At 73.2% G+C, this 21,949-nt stretch carries 22 protein-coding genes; 13 read left to right on the top strand and 9 right to left on the bottom strand.

Annotated features, from left to right (window positions below; genetic code table 11):
- The first annotated feature begins 86 nt into the window (after positions 1–86).
- Entirely contained in the window at positions 87–1,280 is a 1,194-nt protein-coding gene (locus ACZ592_RS36200; protein ID WP_471585975.1) for an NAD(P)/FAD-dependent oxidoreductase, read from the top strand.
- A 54-nt stretch (positions 1,281–1,334) separates the two neighbouring features.
- On the opposite strand, the gene ACZ592_RS36195 is transcribed toward ACZ592_RS36200, so the two are convergent.
- The gene (locus tag ACZ592_RS36195) at positions 1,335–1,484 is read right to left on the bottom strand and encodes a hypothetical protein (RefSeq protein WP_471585974.1); all 150 of its coding nucleotides are present in this window, start codon (positions 1,482–1,484) and stop codon (positions 1,335–1,337) included.
- A 214-nt stretch (positions 1,485–1,698) separates the two neighbouring features.
- On the opposite strand from ACZ592_RS36195, the gene ACZ592_RS36190 reads away from it, so the two are divergent.
- On the top strand, positions 1,699–4,044 hold the full coding sequence (locus tag ACZ592_RS36190) for a hypothetical protein (RefSeq protein WP_471585973.1): 2,346 nt from the start codon (positions 1,699–1,701) through the stop codon (positions 4,042–4,044).
- 32 nt (positions 4,045–4,076) lie between these two features.
- Here the strand turns inward: ACZ592_RS36190 and ACZ592_RS36185 are convergent, their stop codons facing one another.
- From ACZ592_RS36185 to ACZ592_RS36170, 4 genes are all read right to left on the bottom strand, one after another.
- A complete protein-coding gene (locus ACZ592_RS36185) occupies positions 4,077–4,487 on the bottom strand; it encodes a hypothetical protein (RefSeq protein WP_471585972.1) in 411 nt (136 codons plus the stop codon).
- A gap of 146 nt (positions 4,488–4,633) precedes the next feature.
- The gene (locus ACZ592_RS36180) at positions 4,634–5,347 is read right to left on the bottom strand and encodes a hypothetical protein (RefSeq protein WP_471585971.1); all 714 of its coding nucleotides are present in this window, start codon (positions 5,345–5,347) and stop codon (positions 4,634–4,636) included.
- A gap of 280 nt (positions 5,348–5,627) precedes the next feature.
- Entirely contained in the window at positions 5,628–6,167 is a 540-nt protein-coding gene (locus ACZ592_RS36175; protein WP_471585970.1) for a GNAT family N-acetyltransferase, read from the bottom strand.
- A 71-nt stretch (positions 6,168–6,238) separates the two neighbouring features.
- Entirely contained in the window at positions 6,239–6,592 is a 354-nt protein-coding gene (locus tag ACZ592_RS36170; protein WP_471585969.1) for a PRC-barrel domain-containing protein, read from the bottom strand.
- 337 nt (positions 6,593–6,929) lie between these two features.
- On the opposite strand from ACZ592_RS36170, the gene ACZ592_RS36165 reads away from it, so the two are divergent.
- A complete protein-coding gene (locus ACZ592_RS36165) occupies positions 6,930–7,091 on the top strand; it encodes a hypothetical protein (protein WP_471585968.1) in 162 nt (53 codons plus the stop codon).
- 145 nt (positions 7,092–7,236) lie between these two features.
- On the opposite strand, the gene ACZ592_RS36160 is transcribed toward ACZ592_RS36165, so the two are convergent.
- Complete coding sequence (locus ACZ592_RS36160; RefSeq protein ID WP_471585967.1) at positions 7,237–7,842, bottom strand: TetR/AcrR family transcriptional regulator; 606 nt, start codon at positions 7,840–7,842, stop codon at positions 7,237–7,239.
- 115 nt (positions 7,843–7,957) lie between these two features.
- On the opposite strand from ACZ592_RS36160, the gene ACZ592_RS36155 reads away from it, so the two are divergent.
- The 6 genes from ACZ592_RS36155 (at position 7,958) to ACZ592_RS36130 (ending at position 12,268) form a co-directional block, all read left to right on the top strand.
- Positions 7,958–8,659 carry an SDR family NAD(P)-dependent oxidoreductase gene (locus ACZ592_RS36155; protein WP_471585966.1) on the top strand — a complete coding sequence of 234 codons (702 nt, stop codon included), beginning with the start codon at positions 7,958–7,960 and terminating at the stop codon, positions 8,657–8,659.
- Between the two features lie 306 nt (positions 8,660–8,965).
- Positions 8,966–9,496 (top strand): P-loop nucleotide/nucleoside kinase family protein, encoded by a 531-nt coding sequence (locus tag ACZ592_RS36150; RefSeq protein ID WP_471585965.1) that lies wholly within the window; start codon positions 8,966–8,968, stop codon positions 9,494–9,496.
- Positions 9,497–9,624: 128 nt separating this feature from the next.
- Positions 9,625–10,032: a rodlin gene (locus ACZ592_RS36145; protein WP_471585964.1), complete on the top strand. Its 408-nt coding sequence runs from the start codon at positions 9,625–9,627 to the stop codon at positions 10,030–10,032.
- A 128-nt stretch (positions 10,033–10,160) separates the two neighbouring features.
- Positions 10,161–10,886, top strand: a complete 726-nt coding sequence (locus ACZ592_RS36140) for a GNAT family N-acetyltransferase (RefSeq protein WP_471585963.1) — start codon at positions 10,161–10,163, stop codon at positions 10,884–10,886.
- A gap of 209 nt (positions 10,887–11,095) precedes the next feature.
- A complete protein-coding gene (locus ACZ592_RS36135) occupies positions 11,096–11,290 on the top strand; it encodes a hypothetical protein (protein WP_471585962.1) in 195 nt (64 codons plus the stop codon).
- A 603-nt stretch (positions 11,291–11,893) separates the two neighbouring features.
- Positions 11,894–12,268: an SH3 domain-containing protein gene (locus ACZ592_RS36130; RefSeq protein WP_471585961.1), complete on the top strand. Its 375-nt coding sequence runs from the start codon at positions 11,894–11,896 to the stop codon at positions 12,266–12,268.
- 33 nt (positions 12,269–12,301) lie between these two features.
- Here the strand turns inward: ACZ592_RS36130 and ACZ592_RS36125 are convergent, their stop codons facing one another.
- Entirely contained in the window at positions 12,302–12,646 is a 345-nt protein-coding gene (locus ACZ592_RS36125) for a hypothetical protein (protein ID WP_471585960.1), read from the bottom strand.
- 531 nt (positions 12,647–13,177) lie between these two features.
- On the opposite strand from ACZ592_RS36125, the gene ACZ592_RS36120 reads away from it, so the two are divergent.
- Both ACZ592_RS36120 and ACZ592_RS36115 read left to right on the top strand, forming a co-directional pair.
- A complete protein-coding gene (locus ACZ592_RS36120; protein WP_471585959.1) occupies positions 13,178–14,086 on the top strand; it encodes a zinc-binding dehydrogenase in 909 nt (302 codons plus the stop codon).
- A 70-nt stretch (positions 14,087–14,156) separates the two neighbouring features.
- A complete protein-coding gene (locus ACZ592_RS36115; RefSeq protein ID WP_471585958.1) occupies positions 14,157–15,074 on the top strand; it encodes a cupin domain-containing protein in 918 nt (305 codons plus the stop codon).
- A 99-nt stretch (positions 15,075–15,173) separates the two neighbouring features.
- Here the strand turns inward: ACZ592_RS36115 and ACZ592_RS36110 are convergent, their stop codons facing one another.
- Positions 15,174–16,049, bottom strand: a complete 876-nt coding sequence (locus ACZ592_RS36110) for a sigma-70 family RNA polymerase sigma factor (protein WP_471585957.1) — start codon at positions 16,047–16,049, stop codon at positions 15,174–15,176.
- A 773-nt stretch (positions 16,050–16,822) separates the two neighbouring features.
- On the bottom strand, positions 16,823–17,572 hold the full coding sequence (locus ACZ592_RS36105) for a response regulator transcription factor (RefSeq protein ID WP_471585956.1): 750 nt from the start codon (positions 17,570–17,572) through the stop codon (positions 16,823–16,825).
- A 682-nt stretch (positions 17,573–18,254) separates the two neighbouring features.
- Between ACZ592_RS36105 and ACZ592_RS36100 the strand changes: the two genes are divergently transcribed.
- Both ACZ592_RS36100 and ACZ592_RS36095 read left to right on the top strand, forming a co-directional pair.
- A complete protein-coding gene (locus tag ACZ592_RS36100) occupies positions 18,255–18,953 on the top strand; it encodes a sensor histidine kinase (protein WP_471585955.1) in 699 nt (232 codons plus the stop codon).
- 136 nt (positions 18,954–19,089) lie between these two features.
- Positions 19,090–21,888: a helix-turn-helix transcriptional regulator gene (locus ACZ592_RS36095; protein WP_471585954.1), complete on the top strand. Its 2,799-nt coding sequence runs from the start codon at positions 19,090–19,092 to the stop codon at positions 21,886–21,888.
- The last annotated feature ends 61 nt before the right edge of the window (positions 21,889–21,949 follow it).

The raw sequence follows: 21,949 nt of genomic DNA, 5'->3' as shown, positions 1-21,949 counted from the left end.
GCGTGACCCACGTCACGTCGGATTCCTGTCAGGGATGAAGCGGCTGTCCGGTTCAGGAGGTGAAACCAGCCAGACAGGAGCTCGCCATGAAGCACCGCATCGTCGTCCTCGGAGCCGGATACGCCGGAGCCGTCACCGCCGGCCGCCTCGCCAGGCGACTGCACCGCGACGACGTCGAGATCACCCTGGTCAACGCCGACGCCGAGTTCGTCGAGCGGGTACGCCTGCACCAGGTCGCCGCCGGGCAGGACCTGCCCCGCCGCCCCCTGCACGCCCTCTACGCCGGCACCGGCGTGCAGGTCCGCCAGGCGCGGGTCACCGCCCTCGACGCCGAGCGCAAGACCGTCGACATCACCGGCGAGCAGGGCGCGCGGACCCTCGCCTACGACACCCTCGTCTACGCGCTGGGCAGCACCACCACCGACCACGGCGTCCCCGGTGCCGCCGAGCACGCCCACCACGTCGCCGGGAAGCAGGCCGCGCTGCGCCTGCGGGCACGGCTGGGGGAGTTGGCGCCGGGGGCGACCGTGCTGGTCGCGGGCGGCGGCCTGACCGGTATCGAAGCGGCCACCGAGATCGCCGAGTCGCACCCGCACCTCAAGGTCGCCCTCGCCGCCCGCGCCGGCGCCGGCGACTGGCTCAGCGACAAGGCCCGCCACCACCTGCACGGCGCCCTGGACCGCCTGGGCATCACCCTCCACGAACACGCGGACATCACCCGCGTCCACGCCGGCCACGTGGACACCGCCGGGGCCGGCGAGCTCCCGGCCCACGTGACCGTGTGGACCACGGGCTTCGCCGTGCACCCGATCGCGGCCGCCACCACCCTGGAGGTCTGCGAGGCCGGGCGGATCGTCGTCGACGCCACCATGCGCTCGGTCTCGCACCCCGACGTGTACGCCGTCGGCGACGCGGCACTGGCCGAAGGGGCGGGCGGCCGGCCGCTGCGGATGGCCTGCGCCACGGCGACCCCGATGGCCTGGCAGGCCGCCGACGCCCTGGCCGCCCGCCTGACCGGCCACAAGGTCCCCCGGGCCCCGATCGGTTACGCCGCCCAGTGCGTCAGCCTGGGCCGCCGCGATGCCATCGTGCAGCGGGTCACCCACGAGGACGAGCCCACCCCGACGGTCATCACCGGCCGCGCCGGCGCCCGCATCAAGGAACTCATCTGCGCGGCCGCGGCCTGGAGCATCGCGCACCCCACGATGCTCCTCCCGACCCGCCGCCACCGCCTGGCCCCCGCCGCCGCGGCAGAAGAACCCCGCCCGGCCGCCGTGTGAGACGACCGCCGTCCTCGGCCCCGGCGCCCCAGGCGAGCCCGGGGGCCGGCCGGACTAGCCGTGGTGGTCCGCCAGCCATGCCTTCAGCCAGGTGAACACGGAGGCTCCCAGGGCCCCGGCCCCTCCCAGGACCGCCCGCCGGCCCAGACGCCGCCACAAAGGCGGCGTGGTCCGCTCCGATTCCGGGTCACTGTGGTTGGTCATGCTGCCGTTCCTCCTGCGCGCATCAGCCGTCTTCTTCTGCCGGCCCGGGCGCCCATGGTGTCCGGGCCGCCGTGCGGTCAGGTCGGTTTCGCCATTGACGTTGTGAGGTGGCAGCGACGGAGGTGTTGCCGACTGCGGGTGGCAACGTTTTCCGGCTGCCGCCGCGCCGAACAGCCCTGATACTGAAGGGTGTTGACGGAAGGCGGGCGGTGGCATGAGTACCGGAAGCACCACGGGCACGGCACGGCTGTCACCACTGAGCCGGGACCTCACCGCGGAGAAGCGGGCCTTCGTCGAGGACCTCCGGATGCTCTTCTGCAGCCTCGGCGTGGGCGTGCGCCGCTACGCCGCACGCCATCACCTGGACGCCAGCACGCTGACCCGCTACCTGAAGGGCGACTGGCTCGCCCAGTGGGACTTCGTCGCCACACTGATCGCCGACCTGCGTGAGGGCGGCTCACCGATCACCCTCGAGGCGGAGCACCGGATCCGCGAACTGCACCGCGAGGCACTGCGGTCCAACCGGCCGGCGAGCAAGAAACAGAAGCTGGAGGACCAGCTGGCCGCAGCCGACGAGGAAGTCCGGCGCAAGCAGGCGCATGCCCAGGCGCTGGAGGAAGCACTGCTCGACCGGATGCAGCGGCTGTCGCACACCGAGGCCCGCTGCCACGGCCTGGTCGTCGAGCTCGAACAGCAGTCCCTGGCCCACCAGGCCGAAGTCGACGTGTGGCAGGGCGAGTACGAGCAGCTCGGACGGGAGTGCGACGACCTCCAGCAGGAGATCACCTACCTCAAGGAAGCACTGGCCGTCACCCAGGCCGAGCTGATCGCCGCCGAGGACCAGTGCCACATGCTGGAATCCCAGCTCGAAACCGTGCAGGGCCTGTGGCAGGAAGCGGTGGGCGTGCCCTCACTGATGGCGGCACTGGAGGCCACCGACCGCAGCGCTTCCGTTCCGGAACTCGTCACCGTGGTCAGCGATCTGGAGTCCCGCACCCAGCGGGCCATGGCCAGCGAACTGGTCACCTCCGTCAGCAAGTCCCGCACGGTCCATGAGGTGGCGGCCCTTCTGGCCGGGCTGGCGGGAGCAGGACTGGGCGCGCACGCTCTGGCGGCGCTGCCGGTGGTCGCGCTGACCCGTCCGGCCGGTGACCTCGGCGTGCTGGCGGCCGAACTGGACCGCTCCGGCCTTGTCGACTGCGGCGCCCAGTTGCTGCAGGCGGCCGTGCAATTCCATACCGTCAAGGACATCGCCGCCTTCGCGGTGGCCCTCGAACGGGAGCGGCTCTCCGATCACGTCCCGGTCCTGCTCGGCGCGTTCTGCGCCACCCGTCCCGTACCGCACGTGCTGGAAGCGGTCGCCCTGCTGGCACCGAGCACCCTGGCCGACGCCCTTCCGCAGGCCCTGCGTGCCGCGGCGACGGAACGATCCGCCTCGGACATCGTGGAGATCAGCCGCGGCCTCGGCTCCGGAGGCTGGTACGGCCTCACCAACGAACTCCAGGCCGCCGCGGTCGCCGCCCGCCCCGCGACAGACGTCACCGAACTCATCGAGAGCCTCTCGCGCCACGGTCTCCTGCAGGACGCCGACTTCGTCTTCGACAGCGCCCAATCCCGCAGCACCGGCCACCTGGTGGCTCTCGTCTCCGCCCTGCGCATGGTGCGCAACCACGTCGCGGCCGCCGCCGTCCTGGAGCGCGCGGCCCTCACCCGCGCCCCCGACGACATCGCCGCTCTGGTCAACGACCTGCACGCGACGGGCAACCAGAAGCTCGCGTGCGATGTCCTGGTCGAGTCCGCGGCGCGGCGCTCTTCCCGCGACTTCCTGGCCCTGCTGAGCGCTCTGGACGAAGGACACCGGGAGGTGCAGTGGCTGCTCACACAGGCGGCCAAAATCAGCAGCGCCAACGACGCGGCCCTCCTCTTCCAGGCCGTCGACGAGGTCGCACTGCCCTCTCATGCCGAGATGGTGTTCGCCTGCACGCTCAAAGAGCGGCCCACCGGTCACGCCGGGCACTTCCTGAGCATCCTCCACCACCGCGGGGCAGCCGCCCTCGACGAACAGGCCCTCCTGGAACGCGCCCGCAGGATGTTCCCCACCGAAGTGGCCTCCCTGGCGCTGGCCCTCGCCTCCGTCGGCCTCGACGCCCAGCTCGACGCCGTCCTGCGCGGGGGAGGAGCCGAACGGGAGGCCGGCGAGATCACCATCCTGCTCAGGCAAGTGGACCGCGCCGACAGCCTCACCGCCCCCGTGGGCGGAAGAATCTTCGACCGCCTCGCGCAGGCGTGCCTGGCCCTGTGGTCCGTCGAGGCTCTCGCCAGTCTCGTCCTGGCTCTGGAGGCCGCCAGCCTTCCCATGGACGCCGCCACCCTCACCCAGCAGGCGCGTGAGCGCCACAAAGGCTCCTTCACGTCGAGCCTTCGCAAGGAGCGCACCAAGAACGAGCAGAAGGTGCTCTCCACCAGATTCTGGCGGCGAGAGGACAGCGGCGAAGCCCGCCCCGCCCCAGGCACAACCCCGGGCAGCCGACGCGGCCGCCACCGGCGCACCCAGGGCTAGCGGGAGTCGCGCGGCGCGGTGCCGCGAGGCTCTCAGAACGCGCTCTTGACCTCGTCCGGCCACTGCGAGAGGTCCAGGGGCATGTCAGCTTCAGCGTCCCTGAGGAGCGTGGCCTGTCTCTGCGCGACGGCGCGGATGTCACGGGTGGTGGCGAGCGGGGAGCGGATCAGCTTGGCGCGGTGCGAGCCGCTGCAGGAATCGGAGGCGATCAGGACACGCCCGTACTGCTCGGGCTCGGCCACCACAGCGACCGTCCACAGCACGGTGCGCAGCCGCCGTGCCTGGACCGAGGTGATCTGCTCGCCGCGGTAGTGCGGCACGTTCTCGCGGTACGAGATTCCGGCGAACCAGTTCAGGGCGTACTGGGGGAAGCAGTAGTGCGCGTGCCCGTGCTTCTCCCAGAGCTTTCCGCCCAGCTTCGCCGCGTTCGTCGCGAGACTCAAGACGACGTTCCTCTCGCTGCTGACCTGCGGCCCCCGCCTCTTTGATCGCCGCAGAACATGCCTGCCGCCGCCGGCGCGTGCCCTGGCGATCCGGGAACAGGGTCCCCCATGGACGCTGCCAGGGCCACGGCCGGGCCGCGCACGGTTCAGCCGGCGGAGGCCTCCGGCTGCGGGGTGGCGGGCTGGTCGGTGGGGGCGGCCGCGGTGTAGAAGACCGAGGAGCCCTGCTTGGTGCGCTGGGCCCGGCCCTTGGCGACCAGGCCCTCCACCGTGGTGCGCACGACGGTGGTCTTGACGGTGCGGTCGGGGTGGGCCTGGGTGAGTGCGGTGGCGATCTCGGCGGCGGAGCGCGGTTCGCTCTGCCGGCCGAGGTGCTGGTCGATCAGGTCGACCAGGGTGGGTCCCGCGGCCGGCGCGGCCGGCTGCTTCGCGGAGGCCTTGGGCGCAGCCGTGGCCGCCTTGTCTTTGTTCTTGTCCTTGGGCCTGGGCTTGGGCTTGGTGGCTGTGGGCTTCTTGGACCGGGCCGCACCGGACTTGTCCGCACCCGTCCGCGGGGCAGGCACCGCCTTCTTGCGGGGGGCTGCCTTCCCGGCGGCGGCCGCCGGGGCACCGGAGGAGGAGCCCAGTGCCTGCTGCATGCTCAGCAACACCGCATGGTCGCTCTCCAGTACCTGCAACTGCTCCTGCAGCGCCGCCACTTCGGTCCCGACGCGTTCTTGTTCCTTGCGGTTGGTCTCCAGGTCCGCCGCTACTTGGGCGGCGTACTGGGCCTGCACTCCGGTGGATTCCTGCTGAGCGTCTGTCATGTCGGTGGCCTCTTCGTGCGTGCACGCGGTCGTGCGGGTGGCGGTCGTGCTCACGGCTGAGCACTCTTGACGGGGGCGCATCTGAGTGCACCCGTTGAATGCTGGCTGCCCAACTGCAACGGCAGTAACGCATGGGTGGTCGGCGAAGACTACGGGCTGGTGGCGCCGTCCACGAGGGCAAACAGTGAATCGGTGGGTGTTCGGCCCGCTGTGTCTGGGGAGTGGTTCACGCGATGTGACAGTGCCCGGCTCCGTCCCGGCGGCGCCGGCGCGTCGCGGATCCGTACGGTCGCGCACGGACTCAAGTCGCGGATCCGTACGGTCGCGCACGGACTCAAGGGGACGGCGTGGCCGGGGATCGCATGCCGAGCCACTGCTCGGCGCCCCAGGCCTCGAACCGCTCCACCTCACTGAACCCCAGCTTCGCCGCGAGACGCATCGAACCGGCGTTGGCGCTCTGGGTGGTGAGCACCACCGGCTCGCCGGGGAGTGTGCCGGCGAGCCAGTCGAGTGCCGCCGCGCACGCTTCGGCGGCATACCCGAAGCCCCAGGCCCGCGGCAGGAACAGGTAGCCGAGATCGGCCTTGCCCGCGGCAGCCGGGCGACGGTCGGCCGGTGTTCTCCTGAGCAGGATCTGGCCGGTCATCTCCCCGTCGAGGTCCACGACGAAGCTCCCGGGCCACCGCTCGGGCACCGTGGGCATCTCGCGCTCGAGTTCCGCACGCGGGCGGGGGCCGCCGAGGTAGGTGTGCACCTGCGGCGAGGCGAGCAGTTCGATGAACGCCGCACGGTCCCGGGCCTCGGACTCACGCAGCACGAGCCTCGCGGTCCTGATCGGGGCAGGCGGCCAGACGACGGATGCGAGCTCAGTCATACCGGCCAGCCAATCAGCGGGCCCCGGCAGCGATCACTACGCGTACGCCGACGGGCCCGCCGATGCCGGGGTCAGCCCCCGGTCGCGTCGAGGTAGTGCTCGTCGATCCGCGCCCGGTGGCCGGGGTCGGTGACGCGCAGGTCCCGGTCGAAGCGCGGGGCGGCCCTGACATGGTCCTTGGTGCGGGGCACGTGCACGGTGCGGGTCGCTTCGTCGACGTGGGAGATGACCCACAGGGGCAGCAGCACCTTCTTGCTCAGCAGCGGCCCGCCGGTGTCGACGACGAGGTGGTCGGGCGCCACTTCCTCGGATACGGGGTCCACCTTCCCGATCGCACCGTCGCTGCCCTCCACCGCGCAGCCCAGGAGGGCGGCGTGCGAGGGGTGACTGCCGGGGGTTCTGGGGGCCTGGACGCTGTCGGTCATCGCTGTGAATCCTCTCCGCCGCAAGCGGCATCCGTGGTCCGCGTCATGCGCTGTGCGTGTGCCGTGCCGACCGTGTGTGGGACTCACATGTCCGGGCCGTCGGCCGCGAAACCTTCCCCGGACAGATGTCAACAGCAGACGTCAACACGGCGCCGCACGGCCCAACAGGGAGCGGAACGGGGTGCGTCGGGGTGGCGGGGCGGCACATGTGACGGGCGGCGTTGCGGGACCTTCACATCCTGCGACCTGTGAAGACGCCCGAGCGGGGCAGCCGAGAGGAGATGCCGCGGGGAGGTCGCCGCAGATGCTAGTTGTCGCTCTCTTGTTGTTGCCGCTCATGAGCCTTCTGCTCATCGGCATGGACCGGGTCGAGGACCGGTTGAAGACACCTGTTTCACCACCGGCCGGCCGCCACCGACGCCACCTGCGCCTCGTCTCCGGCCACAAGCACGCGCACCGCCGGGAAACCGTGGCCCGGCAACGCCACGACGCGGCCTGAACCGCGACGCCGCACCCGTGGGCCGCGCTGGGGCTTTCACCGCACCCGGGCGCCACCGCCGACGCCCGCACCACCCGGGCGCTGTCCCCGCGTCGAGGGCGGAACGGCCTTTCACCGCTCGCGGGTCTGCACTGCCCGCGGCTCTTCACCGCTCGCGGGCGCGGGGCCTGAGCAGGTCCTCGACGAGGAGGTCGATCAGGGCGGCGGGGGCGCTCGACCGCGTCAGGGCGCCGTAGACGACCGGGCCGATCAGGGCGTCCATCGTGGCGTCGGGGCCGAGCCGGGGCGCGATCTCGCCGGCGGCGCTCGCCCGCGCGAGCATGTCGCGTTCCTGGTCGCGGCGCGGGCCGAGATAGCGCGTGTGGAAGCTGTCGGCCGTGCCGGGATGGTGCTGCGCCTCGGCGACGAGCGCGAGCAGGACCTTGCCCGCGGGGTCCTCGGCGAGGAAGCGCGCGAAGTCGTGGAGGTAGCCGCGGATGCTCTGCGCCGTGGGCTCTTCCGTCGGGACCGGCAGGCGTTTGCCGCTGTCCTCGATGAGCGTGTCGAGGAGGATCTCGACCTTCGAGGGCCACCAGCGGTAGATCGTCTGTTTGGCGACGCCGGCGCGGCGCGCGATGGCCTCGATGCTCAACGCGCCGAAGCCGTGCTCGACGAGCAGATCGTCCGCGGCGTGCAGCACGGCGAGGCGTGCGGCCTCGTCGCGCCGGCTGCCGGAGCGCGGCCTGCGGGGCTGAGGGCTGGCTGCGGGCATGCGAGACACCCTATCGGCCGGATGATCCCCGCGGATTGACGCTGATTCCCGCGGAACATTGATTAGACGCAACGGTGCGTCTAATCTAAGTCTCGTCCGCTACGAAGGAGTGAGCATGCCCGCCAACCCCCAGCGCACGGCCCTTGTCGTCGGAGCCTCACGAGGGCTGGGACTCGTCCTGGCCGGTGAACTCCTGCGGCGCGGCTGGCGGGTCATCGCCACGACCCGCCAGGGCGGCGGCGAACTGCAGGCCGACGCCGACGCCTCGAACGGGCTGCTGACCGTCGAACCACTGGAGATGAACAGCCCCGAACAGCTGGCCGCGCTGCGCGAGCGCCTGGAGGACGCCGGCCGACGACTGGACCTCCTCTTCGTCAACGCCGCCATCGACCGCGGAAATCTGCCGATCCACCAGGTCCCGACCGACATGTTCACCGAGGTGATGACCACCAACGCGCTGAGCCCGTTGCGCACCCTGGAAACCCTCAAGGGCCTTGTCGCGCCCGGCGGGACCGTCGCGGTCATGTCCTCCGACCAGGGCAGCGTCTCGCGCAACACCGAGGACGGTTACGAGCTCTACAAGGCCAGCAAGGCCGCGCTCAACCAGCTGATGCGCAGTTACACCACCCGCCACGCGGACGACGGACAGACCAAGCTGCTCATCGATCCCGGCCACAACCGGACCCGGCTCGGCGGACCCGGCGCGCCCCTCCTTCCGAAGGAGAGCATCCCGGCCGTCGTCGACGTCCTCGAAGCCCAGGCAGGCGCCCCCGGCCTGCAGTTCCTGGACCGCCACGGCGAGAGCGTCCCGTGGTAGAGCTCCCGCCGTCGCCCTGACCGCCGACCGGCCGTGCGTACAAGCGGACCGCCGAGCATGCATACGAGCCGAGCATGCATACAAGTCGGGAAGGCGGGCATCCGCTCTGCAGGGCCCCGCCGTGTCTCCCCCGTCGCGGCGGGGCCCGATGCCCTGCCCGCCCCGGCCCGCCCGGACCGCCCGCGCCGCCAACCCCACCGGCAGCACGCCGATATGGTCACCACGGCGCCACGGCGCCGGGACACGACGGCGGCGGCGCGCCACGGCACACGACCGTGACCGCGAGAACGGGTGGGCAGGCAGGCGATGGCGGCGGACCCGCGGCTGATGCTGATCACGGGAGCACCGGGGGCGGGCAAGTCGACGCTCCTGGCACACCTGCGCCACAGCCCTTTCCCCGTGGCCGACTTCGACGAACTGCCCGAACCCGACGGCCGCCTGCTGGGCTTCGAGATCACCTCGCCCGACGCGAGCGCCCTCTGGCCGGCCTACAACCGCCTGTGGGTGCGCATCGCGGCCATGCTGGTGCGCGGCGGCCGCCCGGCCCTGGTCACCTGCCCGCTCACGCCGGACGAGTGGGAGAGCGCCGCGGCCGACGTGCCCGATGCTCCTGCCACGGTGTGGGCCCGCCTGGACTGCACCGACCAGGACCGCCGCACCCGTCTTGCGGCCCGCGGCTGGGACGAGGCGGAGACCGAGGAGGCCCTCCAGGACGCACAGGAGCTGCGCGACCTCATCGGCACCGGGTTCTCCACCTCCCACCGCGCCCCCGCCGACACCGCCGCGGCCGTCACCGCCTGGGTCACCGACAACACCACCGGCCCCTGGCCGCGTTGACGCGGACATGGACGGCACCGTCAGCCCCGCTCCGCCGACACTCCGCTAACGGGCGAATACACCCGGCAGACCGGACAACAGCGGGTGTACTGGCCCCTTCTGGCAGTGACGTTCTGTACTGGAGTGACATGAGCACCCGTAACATCCCCCTCGCCCTGGGTCTTGCCGCCGTCGCGCTGGCCGGCAGCGCCGGCAGCGCGTCCGCGATCGGCGACGACGCGGGCACCCAGAGCGCCAGCGGCAACGGCGCCGAGCAGGCCTTCGGCAACAGCGCCACCGCGGGGAACCTGAGCCCGCAGGCGCGCCTGGTCGACGGCTCGCTCAACAAGCTGTGCGCCGGTGTGCCGGTCAAGGCGAACGTGGGCGCCCTCGTCGGCGTCCTCGTGCCGGTCGCCGTGCAGGACATCCCGGTCCTCTCCGCCCCGCAGAACCAGCAGTGCGCCGAGAACTCCACGCAGGCCAAGGGCGACGAGCCGCTGTCGCACCTCGTCAACGACATCCCGGCCCTGTCGGGCAACGGCGTCGGCAACCACTGACCCCTCCCGCACGCTTCCGCGGGCCGGCACTCGCCCGGCCCGCGGAAGCGGTGCGCGCGAGCTGGAGCCGCTTTCCCGGTCGTAGTGGTCGTAGCGTGGCCACAGAGAACGATCATCCGGGAGATCTGGTGACACCACGCCTGAACACGTACGACCAGCCCGTCGGCGAGCCCCTGCCCGACTGGACACCCCGCCCGGCCCCCGCACGGGTCGGCCTGGACGGCACGCACTGCCGCCTCGAACCCCTGGATGCCGAGCGCCACGCGGACGACCTCCACGCGGCCTACGCGACCGCGGCCGACGGACGCGACTGGACCTACCTGCCCGACGAGCCCTTCGACAGCGCGGAGGACTACCGCCGCTGGGCCCGGTCCGCGGCCCGCAGCAGCGACCCGCTGCACTACGCGGTCATCGACCGCGCGACGGGCCGAGCGGTCGGCACCCTGTCCCTGATGCGCCACGACCCGGCCAACGGGGTCGTCGAGGTCGGCCACGTCGTCTTCTCCCCGCTGATGCAGCGCACCCCCCTCTCGACCGAGGCGCAGTACCTGCTGATGTCCTACGCCTTCGACCGGCTCGGCTACCGGCGCTACGAGTGGAAGTGCGACGCCCTCAACGCCCCCTCGCGCAAGGCGGCCGAACGCCTCGGCTTCACCTTCGAAGGCGTGTTCCGCCAGGCGCTGGTGTACAAGGGCCGCAACCGCGACACGGCCTGGTACTCGATCCTCGACGGCGAATGGCCGCCGCTGCGCGAGGCGTTCCGAACCTGGCTGGCACCGGACAACTTCCAAGAGGACGGCCGGCAACGGCACCCGCTGCACGCCGCCTCGGGACCGCCCCGCCCGACGGCCTGATCCGCCTCAAGGAGCACCCGCCCACTCCGCACGGCCCACTGGCCGTGCCGCACGGCCGTGGCGGCCTTTTCCATGACTGCATGCGCTGTCGATGAGCTTTCCCCGCCGCCGTCACGGCCGCCGCGCTCACGGTGTCGGTTCCCCCGGCGTCCGCCGACGAACAGCCCTCGTTCCCGGCGTCTCCGAATCCGGCCAAGCCGGGTGAGTCGGTGATCCTGTCGGTCCCGGGCGGCTGCGAGGCCGGCTCGGCGACGGCCATGTCGGATGCCTTCACTGAGAAGGTGACGCTTTCGACGGGCTCGGCGGGCATCTGCACCGGCAACGCCACGATCGGCTCCAGCGCCGGGGCGGGGGAGTGCAACGTGGACGTGGACTGTGAGGGCGGTGTCTCCTCGTACAGCTGAGGGTGTCCGCGGGCGGCGGTCCGCACCCGCACCCGACGCGGGGCTCGCACGCGGGGGCGGGCGGCACCAGCGACGGACGCGACCCGGGCTGCGTCGGCGCCGGCGCGGCGCTGACCCTGGCGGTGGGGGCGGCTACGCCTGGCTCAAGACCCGCCGCCGCACCCGCCGCACCCGCCGCCCCGGCCGGCGATAGCCCCGACAGCCCTTCTCGGCCCACGAGATGGGGACAGTTCTCACAGCGCGGGCCGCCGCTTGTCGCACACCCGGCCTGGATACGAGGCACCGAGGCAGGCCAGGTGAGCGTCCCGGCGACCGGCGGACAGCGCCTGCACGGGCCGCAGCGTGATACGGCCGTCCGAGTCGACGGTGTCCCTCCAGGAGAGGCCCGCCGGCGGCAGCACCCGCCGTTCGGTCAGCGCGGCCGTACCTGCCGCCGGCCCCGCACGGACGGTGGCGCAGCATGTTGATGAAGCGTCAGCCGGTGGACGTGCCGGTCAGCGCATCGGGGGAGGAGTTCACACCGGAGGGTGAGCGGACTGGGCACGACAGAAACGGTTCAGCAAGGGTGTGGGCCCCAGCTGCCTCACCCGAAGGAATCCTGACGTGTCGAGACCTACCCTGCCGCTGTCTCTCCTGGTCGCCTCGCTCATGGTCCTGGGCGGCGCTGCCGCCGGACCCGCGGCAGCGTCGCAGGCCGCCGTCGGCCGCCCGCCCGCGGGATGCCCGAGAGCCACGGTGGATGCCGACGCCAACAGCGGCTGGGTCCAGACCGACCGCGTGCGCCTGCGGATCCGCGAGTACCCCACGACCCGCAGCCGCGTCCTGGGCCACCTCCCTCCGTGCGCGGTGACCGCCGTCACCCGACGCGAAGCCGGCCAGCGCATCGGCACCACCCGCACCTGGTACCGCCTCGAGGGCCGGCGCGGCTGGATCAGCGGCGCCTACGCACACCCGCTGCGCCCGGTACTCACCGACTGACGGCCCGGACACCGCGTACGCCACTCGGCGCTCTCACGAAGGAGCCGTGTGCGGTACGTCGGTGCGGAGTGCCCCGCGGCAGCGGCCAGCGCACCAAGGCCCGGTGGCCGGCCTCGCGGACGACCTGATCGGCGCTCTGGTCGGGGGTGAGGGCCGCGGTGTCGAACCACCAGCCGGCATCGCCGAGTTCACGCTCCATGCCGGCGTCGAGATCTTCATGCCGGCGTCGAGATGGTCGTCGCCGTCGAAGTCGAACCGCTCGCGCGGGTCCCTGACCGTGTTGCGGTACCGGCACACCTCGGTGCCCGGCGCGAGGACGACGAACAGGACCTGGCGGGCCGGGAGGAGGCTGACGAAGAAGTCCAACTGCCCAGACACTTCGACTGCTCGGCACCGATCACCTTCGGAAGCCTGCCAAGACCCGGCCCGGAGCGGCAACTGTGACGGGTGGGCTCGCATGTTGAGGTGTCGCGTATTCCTCGTTGAGGCCGTGCCTGGCGTCACTGTGTGTGGTCGCCGGAGGCGTACCGGTTCCAGGATCCTCCGGCTTCAGTGACCAGGCGGGTGGCTGTCCTGCCGTGGTAGCCGAGAGCGGCGCCTGAAAGGACGAGTTGGCAGATCGCGGAGGTCCTGCCGCGCTGCGGCGGGACGGCTCCTTGCGCACTCCTGCCACACCTCCGTCCCCTCCCTGACGGAACGCCCGTCCCGGCGCCGACGCGGTCGCCCGGCACTCGACGCGTCGCGAGTCGCACTGACACAGATCGTCAACTGATTGATTCTCACGGGTCTGGTCACTGTCCCGGTCCTGCGCGAGGGTTCCAAGAAGGCGGCAGTGCGGCATGTGCGCACTCGATCTGCCGCCGCGCCGAGTGTTCAGGCGCACTCACGAGACGAGGAAGCACACCCCTTATGCGCGCCCTTGTGGTCGATCACAGTGAGGCCGGCCCCGTCCGGTTCGACGATGTCGATGAGCCCGTACCGTCCACCGGCGAAGCGTTGGTGGAGATACGGCACATCGCTCTCAACTTCGGAGAGCTGAATTACGTGCACCAGTGGCCGGCCGGCGCTGTGCACGGTCACGACGCGGCCGGCATCGTGGTGCGCGCCGCGTCCGACGGCTCGGGGCCGCCCGTAGGTACACGCGTCGCCGTGGGAATGGCTCCCCACGCGTGGGCGGAGCGGGTGGCGGTCAGCCCCGCCTCACTCGGCGCCGTCCCCGAGGGCGTGGACCTGGCCGACGCCGCCGCGCTGGGAATCGCCGGAGTCACCCCATTGCGGGTGCTGCGCACACGTTCCCTGCTGGCGCGCAACGTTCTGGTCACCGGCGCCAGCGGGGGCGTGGGGCACTTCGCCGTCCAGCTGGCGGCGCTGGCGGGCGCCCGGGTGACGGCACTCGTCGGTTCGCCGGAGCGGGCCGCCGGACTCCGTGAACTCGGCGCCGACAACGTACTGACCGACCTGGCCGGGACCGGGGACAGGTTCGACCTCGTCCTGGACACGGTCGGCGGAACACTAGTGGCCCAGGCGTGGAGTTCGCTCGCCGAGGGCGGCACCATCCACCTGGTCGGTTACTCCTCGGGGCAGGAAACCACCTTCCCGGCAGGGGCCTTGTTCGGCTTCGGCGAACCCCGCAGCATCGCCACCTACGGGGACATGGCGCCGACCGGCGGGGAGCTGACGGACCTGCTGGGCCTCATGGCCGCCGGGAGGCTCTCGGCGCCGGTCGGACTGCGAGGCGACTGGCAGGGCGTGGACGACGCCGTCCAGGCGCTGTTCGCGCGGAAGGTGCACGGAAAGGCGGTTCTTGACGTGGCCTGACGCAGTGGACGAGGACACATGCGCCTCGCCCGCCGGTGGGCGGTTCGCGGCGGTGGAGGAGGATGGACCCATGGATGTGCTGGCGGAGGTCTTGCGCGTTTCGGGTGCGCGTGGAGGGCTCGGGGTCGTGCTGAAGGCCGGGGGAACCTGGGGCCTGTGGCTGGACTCCTCTCCAGGAGCGGCACTGCACGTGGTGTCCCGCGGCACCATGTGGCTGCACGCCACGGGCGAGAAACCTCTTCAGGTACAGGCCGGAGACGCCGTCCTGGTGCCGCCGGGCACCGCACACGGGATAGCCGGCGGCGCCGGCATGACGATGGGTTCCTGCGACCGCGAGGCAGCGGCCCGGTCTTTTGCCGATGGCCGGGCCCTGCGGCTGGGCTCGGCGCCGGTGCAGACGGAAGTGATGGTCCTGCGCTACGAGCAGGACCCGGAGGTGCGCACACCGGTGCTTACCTCCCTCGCCCGGCCGATGCATGTCACAGCCCGGGAGAACGCGCAGCTCAGAAGGACCGTCGAACTTCTCGCTGCCGAGCTCGCACAGCCGCAGATCGGCACCACCGCCGCCATCAACAGCATCGTCGACCTTCTGCTCGTCCAGTTCGTACGCGCCTGGCTGGCCCGCCACCCGCAGGAGGAGTCCGGCTCATGGCTGGGAGCGATGCGTGATCCGGTCGTGCGCGACGCTCTGGCATGCGTCCACGCCCAACCGGAACATCCCTGGACCACGGAGACCCTGGCCGCCGCTGCGAGCGTCTCCCGAGCGACGCTGTCCAGGCGTTTTAGGTCCGCCCTCGGACAGACGCCGGGCGCGTACGTGATGCAGTGGCGCATCGACCTGGCGTCGGTCCGGCTCCGCGATACCGATGAGCCGGTCGAGTCGATCTCCGACGCGGTCGGATACGGCTCTCCGCACGCTTTCAGCCGTGCCTTCAGACGTGCCCGAGGCACGGCCCCGGGCGAATATCGTTCTCGACTTCGCAGGTGATCCGGCCTCGACTGGTCGTCGTTACGGTACGGGCGTTGGCGCGAGTCGCCCAGCGCCTCGGGGCGGCGGGACCGCGCGGCCGTCGGCCGGCCCGTCGCCTCAGCGGCCGGCGCTTCCCGCCGTACCGAAGACTGCGTGGAGGTACTCGATTTCGGCAGCGGAGAAGCCGGCGCCAGGAAGACCGAGCTGCGACGCAACAGCCGGGATGCCGCCGCTGACTTCATGGACCTCGAGGAAGGCGTCATGGCAGGGCGCGCATGCCTTGAGGTGCTTGCGCAGGCCGCGTTCCGCGCGTTTCCTCAGTCCTCCGCGGGCGTACGCGCCGAGCCGCTCGGCGTAGCGCGCGCATTCGGCGCTCGGCACCGTGGCGATGTGCTGTTGCAGGTACGCCTGCTTGAGGCCTTCTCTGGCGCGGCTGGCAAGGGCGGATACCGCATTGGGCGTGAGCCCCAGCAGAGGCGCCACGTCCCGGGGCTCCCGCTGCTGGACGTCCATGTGCCACAGCACCGACTGCCAGCGCTCGGGCAGGCTGCGAAACGCCCGCATCGCCAGCGACTGCTCCTCGCTCCGCAGGGCCTGCACGTCGGCGCCCGGGCCGATCAGGTCCTGCGAGGCGGCCGCGCTCACCGCGCGTACGGGCAGGGCGGCGAAGTCCTCAACCAGCTGCGTACGCCCGGCTGACACCGCCCACGTCGCCGCGATGTTGCGCACGGACGTCAGCAGATACCCCAGCACGGCCGTGCTGGGCCCGGCGCCGCGGTGGATGGCCCGCAAGGTGCGGGCGAACGCCTCGGCGGTCAGGTCGTCCGCGGCGTGCGCATCCCGGCCCAGGCTGCCGGCGTAGCGGCGGACGGCCCCGGCGTGACGCCGGAACAACTCCTCGAACGCGCTCTGTTCACCTGCCCGCACCCGCAAGAGCAGTTCGGTGTCGCTGGGCTCGGCGGGCTGGAGCGTACCGTCGTGACGATCGTTCATACCGAGAAGACCTCCACGGCCCTGATGCGTGACGCGACTTCACCGAACTCGCGTCACGATCCTCCAGCACCCCGGTCTTCCGTCCATGAACGCCCTTTCCACCAGCACCTCTCTGGCGACCGGCTGCGCCGTCGCGCTCATCGCCCTGGCCATCATCGGGCCGCGCCCGCTGAGGGAACGCGCCCTGAGAGTCCTGGAACTGGTGACGCGGCAGGGACTTGCACCCTCGTACGAACAGGAGCCCGCGGCAGACACACCATCGGCCCGTACCTGCCCCACCTGCGGTCAGCAAGCGGACGGTGAAGCCGGCACGCCCGCAAGCCGTGCCACACCCACGGCGCGGTGAGGGGTGCGCGGCCCGGGCCGCGCACCCGCGCGAAGAACACCGAGTGCGGAACCGTCGCTCCGCCGTACGCGCCGCCGGTGTGGGGCGCCGGCGTGTCCTGCGGGTTGCCGCACTCGTCGTTCGCCGGATTCTCCGTGACCTGCCGGACGTACGTGTCGGCCCGGTTGCGAGGCGAACTCGCCGTGCGCGGCCTGGGTGCCGGTCGCCAGTCCTGTCACCAACACGGCCGCGGAAGCGGCCACCACGGTCATCCGGGCCAGGCGTTTTCACCTGTGCGTGGGAAACCGCTGTTCTGGTCCGGACGGTGTGCGGACCAGAACAGCGGGAACGGCCGCGGGCCCGCCGCTCCAGGTCGGGTGAGCACCCCAGCGAAGCGGCGGCGCGGCGGATGCGCGCGGCCCGCGAGCCGCCCGCCTGCAAGCGGCTCTCAGCCCTGCCCGATGCGGAAGCCCACCCCGTGCACCGTGACGATCCAGGCACGCGAGCCCAGCTTGGCGCGCAGGCTGCTCACATGGGTGTCCACGGTGCGCCGTGACCAGGAGTCCGCCCACACCTCCCGCATGAGCTGCTCGCGCGTGACGACCGACTCCGGGCGCGTGGCCAGCAGGTGCAGCAGGTCGAACTCCTTGCGGGTCACGGCGATGCTGCGCCCGCCCAGCCGGACCTCGCGCAGCGCCGCGTCGATGCGCAGTGCCCCGATCGACAGGACCGGGCACAGGGGCCGGGGCCGCACGCGGCGCATCACGGCCTCCATCCGGGCCAGCAGCTCCCGCAGCCCGCAGGGCTTGACCAGGTAGTCGTCGGCGCCGGCCTGCAGCCCGAGCACCACGTCCAGCTCGCCGCCGCGGGCGGTCAGCGCGAGGACCGCCGTCTGCTCGCACTCCCGCAGCTGACGGCACACCTGCAGGCCGTCGACGTCGGGCAGGTCGAGGTCGAGGAGCACCACGTCGACGTCGCCGCCCTCGCAGCTCTCCAGCGCGGCGCGGCCGTCGCGGGCCTGCTCGACGTGGTGGCCGTGCCGGCGCAGGGCCTCGGCCAGCGGACGGGCGTCCTCGGCGCGGGCGTCCACGACCAGGACGCGCCAGGTGGTGGGGGCGGGCTGCGCGGGAGCGGCCTCGAGCTCCTCGTCGTGCGGCGTCGTGCGGGCGGTGAGCAAGTCGGCCGAGGCCTGGCTCATGGCTCGTCTCCCAAGCGGAGGGACTGCGGGGCTGGCAGGGGACGCAGGCCACCGTAGGCAACGCCCTGCCAGCTTCCGGTCAGCGCACCCGCAGAGGAACCCCAAGCACGGGCAGCGGAAGGGCAACTGCGGGCACGGATTCGGCCAGCGGCCCGGCGCGGCGGACCCGCCGCCGGCCGCGCAGAGTTGACGCAGCGGTGCAGTGCGCCTGACACGGCCCTGCGGCTGCGTTGGCGTGACACCGCCGATGCTGGCAGCAGTACCCGCCCCGGGCGCCGCCACCCCGGTTGTCCGGGCCGGAGCCTTCAGACGCGACCGCGGTGAGCCGTCCGGTGCCACGGCACGCGCCGCGCGCCCGGCGCCGGGCGGGCCGGCCCGACGGCGTCAGGTACGGATATCTCGTGAGGGGCGTGAGGGGCGTGAGGGGCGTGAGCGTGATGAACGCAGGGGTCGTCGAGGACGACGACGCGGGGGGCGGGACCGGCCCGCACCGGCCGCACCTGCCCTGCCCGGCCCCGACCGGTGGCGGCAGGCGCGGGTACGGGCACGCCTTCCGCCGGGAACCGGCGTACCCGGAGCCTTCGGCGGGGCCGCCCACTCCCGGTGTCCTGGCTGCCCAAGACGACCGTGCCGCCCAAGACGACCGTGCCGCCAGAGGCCGCCGTGCTGCCGGTAGTGGCCGATGAGTACCGCCTCGTACGACCTCGCGGCGGCTGCCGCCCACCAGTTGCGCGGCCCGCTGGCCTCGATCCGGCTGCGCCTGCAGATGGTGCAGGAGCAGCGGCCCGACATCGCCGAACTCCCCGCCGTACTGCGGGAGGTGGAGCGCCTGGCCGCCCTCCTGAGCCAGATCCTGGCCTGGGGCGCCGCCCGGCACACCGCCCCCGCCCCCGAACCCGTCGAGGTCCTCGACGTGGCCGCCGCCCGCCTGGACGCCTGGAGCGCGGTCGCCGACGACCAGGGTGTCTGCCTGGACCTGGGCGGGACCGCCGCCACCGCCCTGCAGGTGTACGGCGCGCTGGAACACACCCTGGACGTTCTGCTCGACAACGCGCTGCGGGCCTGTTCGCCCGGCACCACCGTCACCTGCACCGTGCACGTCACGGGACACCGCGTCCACGTCGCGGTCACCGACGAGGGCCCCGGTATGAGCGGAGAGGAACGCGCCCGAGCGGGGCGCCCCTTCTGGCGGGGCGGCGCGCAGCCGGCCTGCCGCACCGGTATCAGTGCCGGTACCGCCCCCGGTGTCGATGCCGGTGCTGGACTGGGGCTTTCGATCGCCGCGTCGCTGCTCACGGCCTCCGGCGGCCGGCTCAGCCTGGACCGGGCCGCATCGGGCGGCCTCAGCGCCACCGCCGTGCTGCCCATGGCGCCCGACTGACCGCCCCCCTGGCATGCCGCCCCGCCCTTCCGCCCCGCCCCGGGAACAACCTGCCGCGCAGCTTGTGACCGGCACCGGCGGGCCCGTCAGCCCCCGCGCCGCCCGGAAACTGGCAGCACAGTCCGGGGGAGGCGGGATGCTGTTTCTCGATCGCGAGGCGCAATGGGACCGGCTGCGGGGGGCGTTCGACCGCTGCGCGGCGGGGGAGACGGCGATCGTCCTCGTCGAGGGTGCGGCGGGCTGCGGCACGACCAGCCTGCTGCGGCGCCTGGCCCACCACGCCGCCGACAGCGGGGCGTTCGTCCTGCACGCCCGGACGGCGCCCGGCACCCACCACCCGGCCCACGAAGTCCTGGGCCGGCTCCTGCACGCCCTGCCCGCCGCCTCCGTACCCCGGAGCGAACCGGACGGCCCGGCCGAGGAACTCGGCACCGCCCTGCGCACGCTCGCCCGCCGGGCCCCCGTCGTGGTGTGCGTGGACGACCTGCAGGACTGCGACGGCCCCTCCCTGGACCAACTGGCGCACCTGGCCCGCACCCTGCACCGCACACCGGTGCTGATCGCGCTGGGCCAGGTGCTCGGCATACGGGCACCGCACGCACCCGCGGTCCACACCGCGTTCCTGCGCCACGACGGCTTCCGCCGCATCCGCGTGGGCCGCCTGAGCCCCCGCGCCACCGCCGCCCTGGCCCGCCCGTACGACACCGACGGCACGGCACCGCCCCCCGCCCGCCTGCACGGCCTCACCGGCGGCAATCCGCTGCTGCTCAAGGCCCTGCTCCTGGAACACCCGGGGCCCGGGGGCTCCGGCGCGGACCGGCCCGCGCCGGACGGCCCGTTCCTGCAGGCGGTCACCGACTGCCTGCGGCGCAGCGGCAGGCCGGTGTGCCGCGTCACCGAGGCCCTGGCGGTGCTGGGACCGGACGCGAGCGCCGAGCGGGTCGCCCAGGTGGCCGGCACCGTGCCGCGCACCGCCGTGCACGCCCGCGACGTACTGGACGCGGTGGGCCTGACCGACGGGTGGCGGCTGCGGCACCCGGCCGTCGCGGACTCGGTCCTCGCGGCGGTGGCCCCCGACGAGCTGCGCGCCCTGTCGGTGCGGGCGGCCCGGGTGCTGCACACGGGCGGGGCCGGGGCGGGTGCCACCGCCCGCCGGCTGGTGGAGGCGTGCGGCCCCGCGGACCCCGTCTCGCCGGGCGCAGCGGAAGCGACGCGGTGGGCGCGGCCCGTCCTGGTCGAGGCCGCACGCCAGGCCCTGGCCGAGGACGACAGTGCCGCGGCCGTGGACTGCCTGGGGCTGGCCCGACGCCTCAGCCCCGCCGGCGCCGAGCGGTGGCCGCTGGACCTGCAGCTCGCCGCGCTCGTGCGCCGCACCGACCCCGCACGGGCCGAGCGGCAGCTCACCGAACCCCTCCAGGCCCTGGAGCGGGGTGAGTTGACCCACGAACAGGCCGACCGGCTCGCCTGCCTGCTGCTCGCCCAGGGCCGCATCGAACAGGCCGGAGAGGCACGCGCGCACGCCGCACACCGGCAGGTGGCGGGCGGCCGGGCCGCGGGCGGGCAAGCGGCGGGCGGGCACGCAGGGGGTGGGCACGGCGACGGTCCGACGCCCGGTCCGCCCGTACCCCTGTCGGGGCCCTCGCCCGTAGCCCCGCCGGCGTCTTCGCCCGCAGACGCGTCCGCAGACCTGTCCGCAGGCCTCCCGGGCGGGCGGCGTGACGCCGCCGCGCGGTGGACCGCCGCGTCCGCCGCACCGGACGGGGCCGCCGCCGAACGGATCCTCAAGGACACCCCGCTCACCCACGCCACCTTCGACCTCGTCCTGGACGAGATCCGCGCCCTCGTCCACGCCGACCACAATGAACGGGCCCTGGTGTGGTGCCAGAAGCTGCAGGCCGAGGCCGACCGAGGCCGCTCGCCCGGCTGGTTCGCCGCGCTGGGCCTGCCGCAGGCGCAGGCCCTGCTGCGCCTGGGCGACCTCAGGGGCGCCCAGCGGGCGGCCGCCGCGGCCGGCGCCGCCGTGGAGGAGCGCGGCGGGCTGCTGCCGGCCGCGCTCGCGGCCGTGGAGATCACCGCGTTCACGGCCATGGGCCAGTACGAGGAGGCCGCCCGGCGCCTGGAACTCCCGGCGCCCCAGGGCCTTTCGGGCAGCGTGTACGCACTGGAGGACCTGCGCGCCCGAGGCCACTACCACCTGGCCACCCACCGGCCGGCCGCCGCCCTCGCGCAGTTCCGCGACGCCGGCCGGCTGGCCCGGCGCTGGGGCCTGGACGACCCGCGCCACCTGCCCTGGCGCACCGACGCCGCCGCGGCCCTGGTCCAGCTCGGCGACCACGGGCAGGCCCGGTCGCTGATCGCCGAACAGGCGGCGCTGCCCGCCGGGCGCACCCCCCGGGCCCACGGCACCGGCCTGCGGCTGCGCGCCGCCCTCGCCCCGATCGCCGAACGGCCCCGGCTGCTGGCCCGCGCCCTGGAGGAACTGCGCCGCTGCGGCGACCGCCTGGAGCACGCCCGGGCCCTGGCCGACCTGACCGGCGCCCTGCAGCTGGCCGGTGAGGGCAACCGGGCCGGAGTCGTCGCGCGCCGGGCCTGGCACCTGGCCGCCGAGTGCGGGGCGCAGGCGCTGTGCGAGCACATCCTGCCGGGCCGCGCCGCCCTGCACGCGACCCGGCACCGGGTCCCCGAACCGTCGGCCGTGGCGGCCGGACGGCTCACCGGACCCGAGCAACGGGTGGCGGCGCTCGCCGCGTTCGGCTACACCAACCGGGAGATCTCCGCGAAGCTGTACGTCACCACCAGCACCATCGAGCAGCATCTGACCAAGGTCTACCGCAAGCTGGGCATCACCCGGCGCGGCGAACTGCCCCTGGACCTGGAGTACGACGCGTCGTGGGCGGCGATGCCCGCGCGGGACGCGACGGGCGCACCGGGATGAGGTGAGCGGGTGCCGGGCGGTGCCGTCACCGTCAGGCTGTCGCCGCTCCCTCCGCCGTCAC

The organism is Streptomyces sp. NPDC040622 (assembly GCF_055593965.1).
This window is presented reverse-complemented; position numbering and strand designations above follow the sequence as displayed.

Bases quoted from the DNA above. Each gene is read 5' to 3' on its own strand.
- ACZ592_RS36165 (WP_471585968.1), top strand. From the start codon at position 6,930: ATGAGCCTTCTGCTCATCGGCATGGACCGGGTCGAGGACCGGTTGAAG.
- ACZ592_RS36155 (WP_471585966.1), top strand. From the start codon at position 7,958: ATGCCCGCCAACCCCCAGCGCACGGCCCTTGTCGTCGGAGCCTCACGA.
- ACZ592_RS36100 (WP_471585955.1), top strand. From the start codon at position 18,255: ATGAGTACCGCCTCGTACGACCTCGCGGCGGCTGCCGCCCACCAGTTG.
- ACZ592_RS36200 (WP_471585975.1), top strand. From the start codon at position 87: ATGAAGCACCGCATCGTCGTCCTCGGAGCCGGATACGCCGGAGCCGTC.
- ACZ592_RS36195 (WP_471585974.1), bottom strand. From the start codon at position 1,484: ATGACCAACCACAGTGACCCGGAATCGGAGCGGACCACGCCGCCTTTG.
- ACZ592_RS36160 (WP_471585967.1), bottom strand. From the start codon at position 7,842: ATGCCCGCAGCCAGCCCTCAGCCCCGCAGGCCGCGCTCCGGCAGCCGG.
- ACZ592_RS36105 (WP_471585956.1), bottom strand. From the start codon at position 17,572: ATGAGCCAGGCCTCGGCCGACTTGCTCACCGCCCGCACGACGCCGCAC.
- ACZ592_RS36175 (WP_471585970.1), bottom strand. From the start codon at position 6,167: ATGACTGAGCTCGCATCCGTCGTCTGGCCGCCTGCCCCGATCAGGACC.
- ACZ592_RS36120 (WP_471585959.1), top strand. From the start codon at position 13,178: ATGCGCGCCCTTGTGGTCGATCACAGTGAGGCCGGCCCCGTCCGGTTC.
- ACZ592_RS36115 (WP_471585958.1), top strand. From the start codon at position 14,157: ATGGATGTGCTGGCGGAGGTCTTGCGCGTTTCGGGTGCGCGTGGAGGG.
- ACZ592_RS36095 (WP_471585954.1), top strand. From the start codon at position 19,090: ATGCTGTTTCTCGATCGCGAGGCGCAATGGGACCGGCTGCGGGGGGCG.
- ACZ592_RS36150 (WP_471585965.1), top strand. From the start codon at position 8,966: ATGGCGGCGGACCCGCGGCTGATGCTGATCACGGGAGCACCGGGGGCG.
- ACZ592_RS36170 (WP_471585969.1), bottom strand. From the start codon at position 6,592: ATGACCGACAGCGTCCAGGCCCCCAGAACCCCCGGCAGTCACCCCTCG.
- ACZ592_RS36145 (WP_471585964.1), top strand. From the start codon at position 9,625: ATGAGCACCCGTAACATCCCCCTCGCCCTGGGTCTTGCCGCCGTCGCG.
- ACZ592_RS36190 (WP_471585973.1), top strand. From the start codon at position 1,699: ATGAGTACCGGAAGCACCACGGGCACGGCACGGCTGTCACCACTGAGC.
- ACZ592_RS36110 (WP_471585957.1), bottom strand. From the start codon at position 16,049: ATGAACGATCGTCACGACGGTACGCTCCAGCCCGCCGAGCCCAGCGAC.